We start from the raw sequence: 12,022 nt of genomic DNA, 5'->3' as shown, positions 1-12,022 counted from the left end.
TAACTTATTATAATCAATCCTCCTGTAAAATTCAAGCTGTAAAACACAAACACCCCGGCTATTTTTCTTTCTGATCAATCGGAATATAGTCAAAGATGTCTCCCGAATGAACCGAGTGGGCTAATCGTCTAAGCCAGTCATAATAGGCTTTTGAGCTTTCAAGCTGTTCAATGAGCTGTTTCGCTTCTTCTCTTTCATGTTCCTCTGCCTGATCATCACGAGCTACATCTTGAAGGCGTTCTTGCGCTTCTTCTATCGCTGCTAGATTGACCTCAACCTCTCGTTCCCATTTTTGCGGGAAGAAGTTCATGAAAAACTTAAAAAAGTCTTTCTCAGCAACAAAGCTGTGTTTTCTTCGGCCACGGTGAAAGGTCTTTTTGACAATATTCATGTCTTGCAGTTTTTTCACACCCGTACTCATACTAGGCTTACTCATTTGTAGCTCTTCACGCATTTCATCCAGCGTCATTTCCTCATTTAAATACATCGTTCCATATAAAATACCCGCACTTCTAGTAATGCCATAGAGATCCATTGTTTCAGCGATGGAATCAATGACGAGATCTTTAGCAGCTAAAATGCGTTCTTCTGCTTGTGGCTGTTCCTGCTTTTTCATCTTGTCCCTGCTTTCTATTAAGTGAATTCAATACGTTCAAAAAAATCTTTATGGACTATATGTTAACGAAAGAATGCAAAATGTCAAAATAAAATAAGCATATCCCCCTTTGACAGAAAAATTTGAACATGTTAAGTTAATTATGTTCAAAACGTTAAATTTTTATTTAACAAACTTACCAAAGAGAATCAGAGGAGGTTCCTTCTATGAGTCAAACTCTATTTATCGATGGACAATGGGTTGGCGCTAAGAGTGGCGACACAAGAGATATCATCAATCCATTTAATCAAGAAGTGATCGCGACAGTCAGTGAAGGATCAAGAAATGACGCGCAGTTAGCCATTAAGGCAGCAAGAAAAACCTTTGATCAAGGTGATTGGGCAAACATGCCTGGACTTGAAAGAGGAAATATTGTGTTTAAAATTGCGGAATTGATTAGACGAGACCTTGATGAATTAGCCAAATTAGAATCACTTGATACGGGCAAAACATTAGAAGAAAGCAAAGCTGATATGGACGATATTGCGAACGTATTCCAATATTATGCGGGGCTTGCTGATAAGGATGGCGGGGAAATCATTGCATCGCCTATTCCAAACTCAAAAAGCGAATTAGTCCGAGAACCTGTCGGTGTATGCGGTCAAATCACTCCTTGGAACTATCCATTGCTTCAAGCGAGCTGGAAAATCGCTCCTGCCCTTGCAGCTGGAAATACAATCGTACTAAAGCCAAGTGAAATTACACCATTAACCACGATCAAAGTTTTCAAACTTATGGAAGAAGCGGGTGTTCCAGCAGGCGTTGCCAACTTAGTGCTTGGACCTGGAGCAACTGTTGGAGATGAGCTGGCTGTCAATGACCAAGTCGATTTAATTTCATTCACAGGTGGTATTGAAACAGGTAAGAAAATCATGCAGGGAGCCAGCGGGAATGTGAAGAAAATCGCCCTTGAGCTCGGCGGGAAAAACCCGAATATCGTCTTTCAAGATGCTGATTTAGACGTAGCGGTTGACCAGGCAATGAATGCTGTGTTTTTCCATGCAGGGCAAGTGTGTTCAGCAGGTTCACGCTTGTTAGTGGAAGAATCTATTCATGATGAATTTTTAGAAGAACTGGTGAAGCGTACGAAAAAAATCAAGCTAGGCAACGGCTTTGATGAAGGAACCCAGAGCGGACCGCTCATCTCAGCTGAGCATCGAGAAAAAGTAGAAAAATACGTCAGCATCGGTCTAGAAGAAGGAGCAACCTTAGAAACAGGTGGGAAACGACCTGATGCAGAGGAGCTTCAAAAAGGCTTCTTCTACTTGCCGACGATTTTCTCAGGCTGTACATCAGAGATGCGAATTGTACAGGAAGAAGTGTTTGGACCAGTTCTCACTGTCGAATCCTTCCGATCAGAGGAAGAAGTCATCGAGCTGGCAAATGACACGATTTATGGTTTAGCAGGAGCGGTGTGGTCTTCTGATATCGGCAAAGCCGAACGAGTGGCTCGTCAATTAAGATTAGGCACGGTATGGATCAACGACTTCCACCCTTATTTTGCTCAAGCACCGTGGGGCGGATATAAACAATCAGGTCTTGGACGTGAATTAGGACGTACGGGCCTTGAAGAATATACGGAACTAAAACATTTATATCGAAATACAAAACCAGAAGCGGTTCATTGGTTTAAATAAATATCACTTATCTGGAGGAGATTCTATATGACTTTAAATATGAAAATTGAAAGTATGCAAAAATTCCATACGTTTGAAATTCCGACTGTCATCAAGCATGGCATTGGGGCAGTGAAACATGTTGGGGAAGAAGTGAAAGCATACGGCGTTTCAAAGGTATTGCTTGTCACAGATCCTGGTATTTATCAAGCAGGTGTTGTAGATCCAGTGATTGCTTCATTAAAAGAAGCGCAAGTTGATGTGGTTCTATTTAATAAAGTAGAACCAAATCCGCCAGTCCGTTTAGTGAATGAAGGATCTGCGTTATATGAAAAAGAAGGCTGTAATGGTTTAGTCGCAGTAGGCGGCGGAAGCTCAATGGATACAGCGAAGGCTATCGGTGTGGAAGCGACTCATGAAGGATCAGTTCTTGATTACGAAGCGGCTGAGGGGAAAAAACCGCTTGAAAATAGAATCCCTCCGTTAACCACAATTCCGACAACGGCTGGTACAGGTTCAGAGGTCACGCAGTGGGCAGTGATCACTGACGAAGAAAGGGAATTCAAATTCAACACAGGTGGACCACTTATTGCAGCTCACCTAACAGTGATTGACCCAGAGCTTCATGTATCTATGCCGCCGCATGTGACGGCAATGACGGGGATTGATGCGCTTGCGCACGCGATCGAATGCTATACGATGAAGTTTGCTCAGCCAATTACAGATGCGGTAGCGCTCATGGCCATTGAATATGCTGCTCATTATATTCGCCGTGCCTTTGCCGATGGAGAGGATTTGGAAGCAAGATATGGCATGGCACAAGCTGCGATGCTTGCCGGACTTTCCTATGGCAGTGAATCAGCTGGCGCAGCCCATGCGATGAGCCAAACGCTTGGGGGCATTATTCCAGTCGCACATGGTCAATGTGTAGCGGCAATGATGGGACCTGTCATGGAATATAACTGGAAAGGGTACCCAGAGAAATTCGCTCGAATTGCGCAAGCATTCGGTATTGATACAAGCAGAATGACAACAGAGGAAGCTGCAAAAGCAGCAGTGAATTGGATGTATGATTTAGTGGAAGACCTAGAAGTTCCTTCATTAGAAGAACAAGGTGTACCAAAAGATATGATCGATCGCTTATCTAAAGAAGCAATGAAAGATCCGCAAACAGTTGGAAATCCAAGAGACCTGAACGAAAAAGCATACAACTGGATTTACGCTCGCTGCTTTGATTTAACACCTAAAACAGTGTAACAATGAAAAAAGGCTCCCAGAAGGGAGTCTTTTTTACATCTTATAGCTGTTCTTTAATTTCTTTAATTTGATAAATATGGCGTTTTTCGTGTGCGCCGATAAAATCAAGGTATTGCTTTAATGAAAGCTCTTCAAACACAGGATGTGGAATCACGCGTTTGAAATCTTCCTCTGTAAACGTTGATAAAATTTGATTTAATTTCTCACGAGCTGTATCAAGCTCATCTTTTAAATGTGTAGGTGTCACATGCTTGCGCTCTGGTTCAACAATACTAGGCGCGGTGGCTTTTTTTGAACGATCCTCTGCCATTTCAACTGGTTTTGGCTTATATTCTTTGATTGGTGCTTTTTTACCCTCGGCAGCTAGATGTTTTGCTGAAATTAGGTCCATTTTCTTTAAATGATCTGCAACCTCTTGAATGCTCCAAGTATCATCAGATAATTTTTTGTTTAATTGTTCTTCACTTAATCCTTGCAGCTCTTGCCATAATTCTTGTCTTGCTTCATGTAATAAACTCATTTCTCTCACCTCAAGATCAAATTTTATCATACTGGTACAAGACAATCATTCTTTAGCTATCCGAGAAATCCTTTAATGAATTGTGATGAAAAATGAAACCTTTACAAAAGTGGTTCGTATTACCTGTTAGAAGGAATACACTTGGATGTGAGCATGGTCTAAATGAATGAAAGGCTGCTCATTTCATAAAGAAAGGGTGAGGAAGATGGATGTGTTTGGGCTGCCTCTTCAGACGCTGTACTTATACATATTGATGGTATCAGGAATCCTGACGCTTGTTTTCGTCTTTTTTGGCGATGTATTTGATGGATTGTTTGAAGCGATTCCTGTCCCGTTCCTTCAACCAACATTGATCCTCGCATTTCTTACCTTTTTCTCGGCTGGAGGATTTATCTCTGAAAAAACAGCAATTGTAGGAAGTGGACTTGGCGCCGTATTATCTGCCATCCTCGCAGTGGTTCTAGTTACTTGTTTACATGTATTTGTCTTAGTCCCGCTTTCCTCTGCTGAAGAATCCCTTTCATATACGGAGGCCGACCTAAAAGGAAGAACTGGGGAGATCATTGTATCTGTACCAAAAGATGGGTTTGGAGAAGTGCTGTTAATTAGTAACAGCGGGAAAATCTCAAAGCCTGCCGTCAGTTTCGACGAAGAGGAGATTCCATATGGAACCCGGGTGCTGGTCGTCGAAGTGAACAAAGGCGTGTTATCTGTTATACCAAATGAAGAAATCTAGGAGGGAATGCTATGCCAGGAACAACCATATTAATTATTATTGGAATTGTGCTTGTGATTCTCATTGCACTTATTGGTGTATTTGTTTCGAAATACCGGACAGCTGGTCCAGATGAAGCATTAATCGTCACAGGAAGTTACCTCGGAAGTAAAAATGTCCACGTGGATGAAGGTGGAAACAAGATTAAGATTGTAAGAGGTGGAGGTACCTTTGTACTCCCTGTTTTTCAACAAGCAGAGCCGCTCAGCTTACTATCTAGCAAGCTAGATGTTTCAACGCCTGAAGTCTATACTGAACAAGGTGTACCGGTCATGGCGGATGGAACGGCCATCATTAAAATCGGCGGATCAATTGAAGAAATCGCCACTGCGGCAGAGCAATTTTTAGGGAAAACAAAAGAAGATCGTGAAAATGAAGCAAGAGAAGTACTAGAAGGACACCTTCGCTCCATTTTAGGGTCAATGACAGTTGAAGAGATTTATAAAAACAGAGAGAAATTTTCTCAAGAAGTACAGCGTGTCGCTTCTCAAGATCTAGCGAAAATGGGTCTTGTCATTGTATCGTTTACAATCAAAGATGTCCGTGATAAAAATGGCTATTTAGAATCACTAGGTAAACCTAGAATTGCTCAAGTGAAACGCGATGCAGATATTGCGACAGCAGAAGCAGATAAAGAAACACGTATCAAACGTGCAGAAGCAGATAAAGATGCGAAGAAATCTGAGCTTGAGCGTGCCACTGAAATCGCTGAAGCAGAAAAAATCAATGAGTTGAAAAGAGCAGAATTCAGACGTGAACAAGATACAGCAAAAGCAAGCGCTGACCAAGCGTACGATCTTGAAACAGCTCGTAATCGTCAGCACGTAACTGAACAAGAAATGCAAGTCAAAATCATTGAACGTCAGAAGCAAATTGAATTAGAAGAAAAAGAGATCCAGCGTCGTGAGCGTCAATACGATTCTGAAGTGAAAAAGAAAGCAGATGCGGACCGTTATGCTGTTGAGCAGTCGGCTGCGGCGGAAAAAGCGAAGCGTCTTGCAGAAGCAGATGCGAAGAAATACAGCATTGAAGCAATGGCAAAAGCAGAAGCAGAGAAAGTTCGGATTGACGGGCTTGCCAAAGCAGAAGCCGATCGTGCAAAAGGGGAAACAGAAGCAGAAGTCATTAGGTTGAAAGGACTTGCGGAAGCAGAAGCGAAAGAGAAAATTGCAGAAGCATTCGAACAGTATGGTCAAGCGGCGATTCTTGATATGATTGTGAAAATGCTACCTGAATATGCGAAACAAGTATCTGCTCCACTTTCTAACATTGATAAAATTACAGTTGTTGATACAGGTGGTAACGGGGAAGGCAGCGGCGCCAACAAAGTGACCGGCTATGCGACAAACCTTATGTCCAGTCTTCAAGAAAGTCTGAAAGCTTCCTCTGGAATTGATGTCAAAGAAATTATTGAGAATTTCTCTGGCAAAGGCAATGTGAAACAAAGCATCCAAGAACTGACGAATGAAATCAAACAGCCAAGAAAAAAAGAAATCGCTGATCGTCAAATAGAAGAATAAAAATCAAAAGACACCTTCTGATAGAGGGTGTCTATTTTACTTGGGGCACATGCCGGTGTCTTTTGATAGATGAAGAAAGATTCACAAGAATGCCTGCAGATATCATCATGAACACCAATGAAGATCCGCCGTAGCTAATAAAGGGAAGAGGAATGCCTGTAATGGGGAGAAGCCCAAAGACAGCTCCTAGATTAAAGGCTGCTTGAATCATAATTTGAAAAGTAAACCCGATCGTTAATAGCTTTCCAAATGGATCTTGTAAACCTTGAACGATTCGAACGGCGCGATACATGATGAGTAGGTAGGCACCCATCACAAACAACAGCCCCATGATTCCCAGCTCTTCACTAATGATGGCCATAATAAAATCTGTATGGGCTTCAGGAAGAAATCCTAGTTTTTGAATGCTTCCACCTAAACCATTCCCGGTAAGCCCTCCTGAATTCATGGCGAGATAAGAATGGATCAGCTGATAACCATCTCCATCCTCATACATGAAAGGATCACGAAAAGAAGTGATTCGTTTCAAGCGATAAGGAGCGGTCACAGCAAAAAAAGTGATCCCTGCCGCAGCCGTCGAACCTAGTAGAATGAGGTGGCGTGTTTTAAGTCCAGCACATAATAAGACGATACCGCAACTCAATAAAATAGAAACTGCTGTACCTAAATCTGGCTGTTTTAAAATCAATAAAAAAGCTAGACTTAGAAGAAGAAGTGGAGGCAGTACTCCTTTTTTAAAGGATGTAATATACGCTTGTTTCCTTGCATATACATAGGCAAAATAGATGATCATCACTAATTTCACAGCCTCAGACGGCTGGATGATCAGAGAGCCCAAATGAATCCATCGCTGTGAATTGTTTTTGACAACACCGATTCCTGGAAGCAGGACAAGGAGAAGACATAGCAGTGACAGCATCACAAGCCACCGAATCCATTTACGGTAAGCTTGATATGGAACCAGAGCTGCAGCGATGAAAAAGAAGAACCCAATCAAAAGCCATTGCCACTGTTTCATGAAGAAGTAGCTGCCCTGTCCATATTTTATTTCGCCTAAAGGATAACTCGCACTGTACACCATCAGCAATCCAAAGAAACAAAGACAAACAATCGTCCCAGCAAGAATGTAGTCGATTTTTTTTAGGTGAGAAAGAATCAATGACATCACCTTCAATCCCAGTTACGTCCAAACATGTAGGATGAGGACCTCAAATTGACACTAAAGACAAGGCCAATGGCGATCATATTGGTTAAAAGCGCACTGCCCCCATAGCTGATAAAAGGAAGGGCAAGACCAGTCACAGGCATTAGCCCTACTGTCATCCCAACGTTTTGGAAGACTTGAAAGACGATCAGCCCAACCACCCCAGCACATATATAAAGCCCATAAAGGGTATTCGCATGCATAGCCACATGAATCATTCGATAGACCATCATAAGATATAAACAGATCAATAGGGAGGCGCCGATAAAACCAAACTCCTCGCCAATGACTGCAAATATAAAATCTGTATGGGCTTCAGGGATATTTCCCCCTTGTACTTGATTTCCTTTTGTATACCCGCTTCCTGATAATTGCCCTGACCCAATGCCAAGCATTGCTTGTTTCAGTTGATACCCATATGTCGAATCAAATTCATCAGGAGAGAGCCATCCATAAATGCGATCAAGCTGATGAGGTTTAATCACTTTTGTAAAGTGCTCAAAATGTTCATTGTGCAAGTAGGTCAAAAATGCAAGAAGCGCGAGAAAAGAAGCGATTAATGCAGCGATCATTTTACTTGAAATGCCTGACACAAGCATCAGTGTAAAAGCGATAGACAAGATCACAAGTGCCGTCCCCAAATCTGGCTGAATTAAAATCAGGAAAAAAGGAACAGCGGTCCAGCATATAATTTTCATTGTGGGAATCATGCTTTCTTTAAATGCAAAGCGCTGATGTTTGTATCGATTTAAAATAGCCGCTAACAGAAGAATGACAAAAATTTTCATAAATTCTGATGGTTGTACTTTCATGGGTCCCAAGCTGATCCACCTTTGAGAGCCATTTTGATTCGTGCCAAAAAAATGAACGAGAATGATGAGAAAGAGACCACCTGCAAATAATCGAAAAGATAACCGCTCAAGCAGTTCATAATCAAAGTAAGCAACTGCCGCCATAAGGCCAAAGCCGACAATATACCAGAAAACTTGCCTTTTGACGAAATAAAACATATCTTGCGTTTCATACTGTCCCGATCCGCTATACACAGCCAGTAGGCTGATCACAAAGAAGCAAATGACAGTGAATAATAATGCGAAGTCAATGCTGTTCTGTTTTTTCATGTCTCCGTCACCTGCTATGACCTATTTGTCAGCTGGTTTAATACGACCTGCACCGCTGCAGCGTCATCAATATAGCCGATCGGAAAAATATAATCTGGTATTAAATCAACGGGCATAATGAAGTAAAGTAATGCGCCTCCCATCAACATCAATTCTCGAGAAGTCCCCCGTCCGCTCATGAACGAGTAGTACATGCTTTTCAATTGATCAAGAAATGGTCCAACACCGCTTATCGTATCTATCTTTTTTTCAAAATTTGCTGAGATTGTTTCTTTTCCCTCATCTGATTGACTATAGGTTTCATATTCATTTAACTTCTGTTTCAATTCATTCTCGTTGAACGTCCCGTCATAGACATCATGATCTTTCAGCGTTCGCTCAATCTCTTCTACTGCTTGAATGAACGTATTACCGTGAACTCTTTCGTTTTTAATTGAAAATCCGGCCGTGGCCAATAGATGATCTAAAGAAATGTGTAGAGCATCTGATAGCCGCTGTAAATGGTTCAAAGTCGGTTTTCTTTTTCCGTTCATGATTCTAGACAGTGTCGCTTTATCAATTTCTGTTTGTGTACTGAGTTCTCTTAATGAAAGAGAACGTATTTGCAGTTGTTCTTTTAAAAACTGCCGAAGCTCAGTTGTTTTAAATTCCATCTCTTCTTTCCCCTTTTCATAAAGTTCAACTCTTCAATAGAAGAAGTCGTACCCAATATATAGGGGTGTTGACAAAATGTCAACGAATATCCATTAGGGATTGAATTTTATAAAATAGAAACTTATCATATGAAACATAGAGTAAGAAATGGCTAAAAGGGGTGTGCAGATGAAGGTTAGACATGCAGTACATAATGATATTCCTAAAATTGCCGAAATTCATGTGAAGAGCTGGCAAACGACTTATCACGGCATTATTTCACAAGAGTATTTAGATGCTTTGAATGTAGGGGAGCGGGAAGAGAGCTGGAGAAGCAGGTCGCTTGAAGGCACGTTTGTCGCAGAGGATGCTGACGGAGTATTTGGTTTTGCTTCCTTCGGAAAACAGCGTGATGAGAGATATTCAATATATGATGGTGAGCTTTATGCCATCTATTTGTTGCAGAGAAAACAGAAATCAGGAGCGGGTATGGCTTTGATTGCAAAAGGTGTGGATTATTTAATAGAGAAAGGCTATCAGAATATGCTGCTCTGGGTATTTGAGCAAAATTCAGCTAAGCAATTTTATCAAAAACTTCAACCTAGTTTTGCCGTCACCAGCCAGTTCGAGCTGGCTGGTGAGAACCATGAAGAAATAGGGTATGGATGGGAACTATCTGTACTAAGTGCTCATGTTCAACAGATTATATCGTCAGCTTCCAGTAATAATGAGAGAAAAAAGTAAAAAGGGTGGCGAGTAAAATATAAGATATAAAAGGAGAAGCCTCTACTTTTCCTTTCACACCTGCTATTTTTAATGCCTCATAGAAACTGGCCAAAAAGTAGGCGAGACTGAGGATGTAACAGCACAGCATAATGGAGTAAGGATTCATTGTCGTACCTCCAGCATGAAATCTTCTACTATTAATAGATTCAATAGAGCAGCAAATTATGCATAAAAAAATAACCCGCTGAAACAGCTGGGTTATTTTTGTCGAGGAAAAACCAAACGAGACGCACTAGGGATGAGTAAACAAAGAACAATACTACAAATGATAAATGAAGGAATCATATATGTGCTGTTATAAACTAATGAATACACCCAACCTGGTGTTCCTTTTGGTGCATAATGAGAAAAGAAGACTACACCTGAAATAAAGAACGTCAGCAGTCTGAAGAAACTGGCGACAAATACAGCTAGGATAATATAGAAGAATTGTTTCTTTCGCTTTTTATCCTGAATGGCTTTTTTAATTGATCCTGAGAATAGCCCGCTTAAACAAATCACAACAGATGCGACAAAGTAATCGAGAAATCCTTGTACAGGTGTAGCAATAATAGGATTGTTCATCAGCTGCAGTCCTGCGATTAACACACCGATGATAAATCCAGCAGACACGCCCCATCTAATGGACATGAGAATGACAGGAATCATGATCAGTGCAATTGACCCGCCGTTTGGCATTCTTAAAAAGAGACCTGATAAATAATCTAAAACAAGTGCAAGAGAAGTCATGATGGCGATCTCCATCAGTCGTACTAATTGATTTGATTGCTGCATAAAAAAATCCCCTTTTCACGAATTGTGCAAGGAGAGACCATGTCAGGATGAGTATGTGATTCATAGAAAAACATATCGGCTTGCATACATGCATGTATGCAAGTGATTCCACATTCCTACTTCAGTATTAACTGACAGGTTCAAAGGGTCAGAACAACGAATTGTTCACTCTCAGCACGAGGCTCCCCCTGCGGTTATTAAATTTCAATCTATTATAAATATACTAAAGACCTACAGGATCAACAATAGTGAATTATGGAGTTAAGCCCTTTTTGTACGAATGTATAGGAAGAGATCAGGGAAAATAAATTATTTAGAAAAAATACTTGTTTCTTCTTTTAAAAGATGTTATATTTGTATTCGCCGCTGAAACAGCGCGGTTGAGAAATAACATTCAAGAAAAAAGTTGTTGACTTCATCTTGATAGAATGTTATATTAATAAAGTCGCTTCTGAGCGATAACGAAAATGATCTTTGAAAACTAAACAAGACAAAACGCACCTGTTAATTCGAGTTTTTATAAAAAATCCTATGATACATCATAGGTAGTCAGTCAGACTGATGAGGCAGGAAATGATCACATGCTAAGTTCGCTACATCGTGTAGCAACGCATGTGTGATATGTATGGAACTGGTCTTTTTTGTGCTGTTTGAAAGAAGATCACCTTGATACATATGTGGTATAAATCAGGTTGTTTTAATTCACTATAAGCGTGGAGATGCTCTAAATCAACGTGAAAGTCTGTGAAGCATGTTCACTTTTAAGTATGGAGAAAAGTAATAGATAGAAAGAATAGCAGGTGTATAGATGCCTGATACAAATTCATTCATTTAAATGGAGTTGTATAAGTCTATTTTATTGAAGTCAAAACATTCATTGCGTTTAACAGTTGAAATAAAGAAATATCTATATCATTAAAGTATAAAAATTGAAAGGCTGCTGATATTTTTAAAGGATTTACTCGTTTTTAGAGAGAATATAGAGAAGAGAAATACAGCTGTTAATCGTTGAATTGAAGCCGTTTTGACTGGTAACATCAACATCATCTGTTAAAAGAAATACGTTATGAAAAATGAAATAAAATTTTTTTAATATAGCCTTTACAAATGAGTAAAACCTGTATATAATAATCTTTGTCGGATCGAGAGATTCCTACATAG

The 12,022-nt window shown here is 40.4% G+C and carries 11 protein-coding genes and 1 riboswitch; of the genes, 5 read left to right on the top strand and 6 right to left on the bottom strand.

Translation table 11 applies throughout. The features are described 5' to 3' along the window. Window positions 1-58: 58 nt before the first annotated feature. A complete protein-coding gene (gene cudC / locus ACNO7B_RS14120; RefSeq protein WP_035389194.1) occupies window positions 59-616 on the bottom strand; it encodes a choline uptake/conversion transcriptional regulator CudC in 558 nt (185 codons plus the stop codon). Window positions 617-822: 206 nt separating this feature from the next. On the opposite strand from cudC, the gene betB reads away from it, so the two are divergent. Next, window positions 823-2,292: a betaine-aldehyde dehydrogenase gene (gene betB, locus ACNO7B_RS14115; protein WP_045035274.1), complete on the top strand. Its 1,470-nt coding sequence runs from the start codon at window positions 823-825 to the stop codon at window positions 2,290-2,292. A 27-nt stretch (window positions 2,293-2,319) separates the two neighbouring features. Beyond that, window positions 2,320-3,528, top strand: coding sequence for an iron-containing alcohol dehydrogenase (locus ACNO7B_RS14110; protein ID WP_008344050.1), 1,209 nt, complete (start codon window positions 2,320-2,322; stop codon window positions 3,526-3,528). Window positions 3,529-3,568: 40 nt separating this feature from the next. Here the strand turns inward: ACNO7B_RS14110 and ACNO7B_RS14105 are convergent, their stop codons facing one another. Next, on the bottom strand, window positions 3,569-4,048 hold the full coding sequence (locus ACNO7B_RS14105; protein ID WP_410685450.1) for a DinB family protein: 480 nt from the start codon (window positions 4,046-4,048) through the stop codon (window positions 3,569-3,571). 205 nt (window positions 4,049-4,253) lie between these two features. On the opposite strand from ACNO7B_RS14105, the gene ACNO7B_RS14100 reads away from it, so the two are divergent. Both ACNO7B_RS14100 and ACNO7B_RS14095 read left to right on the top strand, forming a co-directional pair. Beyond that, complete coding sequence (locus ACNO7B_RS14100; RefSeq protein ID WP_017367919.1) at window positions 4,254-4,784, top strand: hypothetical protein; 531 nt, start codon at window positions 4,254-4,256, stop codon at window positions 4,782-4,784. An 11-nt stretch (window positions 4,785-4,795) separates the two neighbouring features. Further along, entirely contained in the window at window positions 4,796-6,343 is a 1,548-nt protein-coding gene (locus ACNO7B_RS14095; RefSeq protein ID WP_008344044.1) for a flotillin family protein, read from the top strand. 31 nt (window positions 6,344-6,374) lie between these two features. Here ACNO7B_RS14095 and ftsW read toward each other — a convergent pair whose 3' ends face one another. From ftsW to ACNO7B_RS14080, 3 genes are read right to left on the bottom strand one after another with little or no spacing between them, the layout of a single operon-like run. Next, complete coding sequence (ftsW, locus tag ACNO7B_RS14090; protein ID WP_410685448.1) at window positions 6,375-7,508, bottom strand: putative lipid II flippase FtsW; 1,134 nt, start codon at window positions 7,506-7,508, stop codon at window positions 6,375-6,377. Window positions 7,509-7,513: 5 nt separating this feature from the next. Further along, a complete protein-coding gene (gene rodA, locus ACNO7B_RS14085; protein ID WP_060781333.1) occupies window positions 7,514-8,668 on the bottom strand; it encodes a rod shape-determining protein RodA in 1,155 nt (384 codons plus the stop codon). 14 nt (window positions 8,669-8,682) lie between these two features. Further along, complete coding sequence (locus tag ACNO7B_RS14080) at window positions 8,683-9,321, bottom strand: DUF1232 domain-containing protein (protein ID WP_410685447.1); 639 nt, start codon at window positions 9,319-9,321, stop codon at window positions 8,683-8,685. 169 nt (window positions 9,322-9,490) lie between these two features. On the opposite strand from ACNO7B_RS14080, the gene ACNO7B_RS14075 reads away from it, so the two are divergent. Then, window positions 9,491-10,045, top strand: a complete 555-nt coding sequence (locus tag ACNO7B_RS14075; protein ID WP_017367915.1) for a GNAT family N-acetyltransferase — start codon at window positions 9,491-9,493, stop codon at window positions 10,043-10,045. 240 nt (window positions 10,046-10,285) lie between these two features. Here ACNO7B_RS14075 and thiT read toward each other — a convergent pair whose 3' ends face one another. Then, a complete protein-coding gene (gene thiT / locus ACNO7B_RS14070) occupies window positions 10,286-10,861 on the bottom strand; it encodes an energy-coupled thiamine transporter ThiT (RefSeq protein ID WP_007500615.1) in 576 nt (191 codons plus the stop codon). A gap of 96 nt (window positions 10,862-10,957) precedes the next feature. Then, window positions 10,958-11,060, bottom strand: a riboswitch (TPP riboswitch). Between the last annotated feature and the right edge of the window lie 962 nt (window positions 11,061-12,022).

The sequence above is a fragment of the Bacillus sp. AK25 genome (assembly GCF_048270685.1).
GTDB lineage: Bacteria > Bacillota > Bacilli > Bacillales > Bacillaceae > Bacillus > Bacillus altitudinis.
The sequence above is the reverse complement of the archived record's forward strand: the minus strand, read 5'-3'. Positions and strand labels throughout refer to the sequence as shown.

What these genes read in the sequence shown, in the direction of transcription:
- cudC (WP_035389194.1), bottom strand. Translation starts at nt 616, where the DNA reads ATGAAAAAGCAGGAACAGCCACAAGCAGAAGAACGCATTTTAGCTGCT.
- betB (WP_045035274.1), top strand. Translation starts at nt 823, where the DNA reads ATGAGTCAAACTCTATTTATCGATGGACAATGGGTTGGCGCTAAGAGT.
- ACNO7B_RS14110 (WP_008344050.1), top strand. Translation starts at nt 2,320, where the DNA reads ATGACTTTAAATATGAAAATTGAAAGTATGCAAAAATTCCATACGTTT.
- ACNO7B_RS14105 (WP_410685450.1), bottom strand. Translation starts at nt 4,048, where the DNA reads ATGAGTTTATTACATGAAGCAAGACAAGAATTATGGCAAGAGCTGCAA.
- ACNO7B_RS14100 (WP_017367919.1), top strand. Translation starts at nt 4,254, where the DNA reads ATGGATGTGTTTGGGCTGCCTCTTCAGACGCTGTACTTATACATATTG.
- ACNO7B_RS14095 (WP_008344044.1), top strand. Translation starts at nt 4,796, where the DNA reads ATGCCAGGAACAACCATATTAATTATTATTGGAATTGTGCTTGTGATT.
- ftsW (WP_410685448.1), bottom strand. Translation starts at nt 7,508, where the DNA reads ATGTCATTGATTCTTTCTCACCTAAAAAAAATCGACTACATTCTTGCT.
- rodA (WP_060781333.1), bottom strand. Translation starts at nt 8,668, where the DNA reads ATGAAAAAACAGAACAGCATTGACTTCGCATTATTATTCACTGTCATT.
- ACNO7B_RS14080 (WP_410685447.1), bottom strand. Translation starts at nt 9,321, where the DNA reads ATGGAATTTAAAACAACTGAGCTTCGGCAGTTTTTAAAAGAACAACTG.
- ACNO7B_RS14075 (WP_017367915.1), top strand. Translation starts at nt 9,491, where the DNA reads ATGAAGGTTAGACATGCAGTACATAATGATATTCCTAAAATTGCCGAA.
- thiT (WP_007500615.1), bottom strand. Translation starts at nt 10,861, where the DNA reads ATGCAGCAATCAAATCAATTAGTACGACTGATGGAGATCGCCATCATG.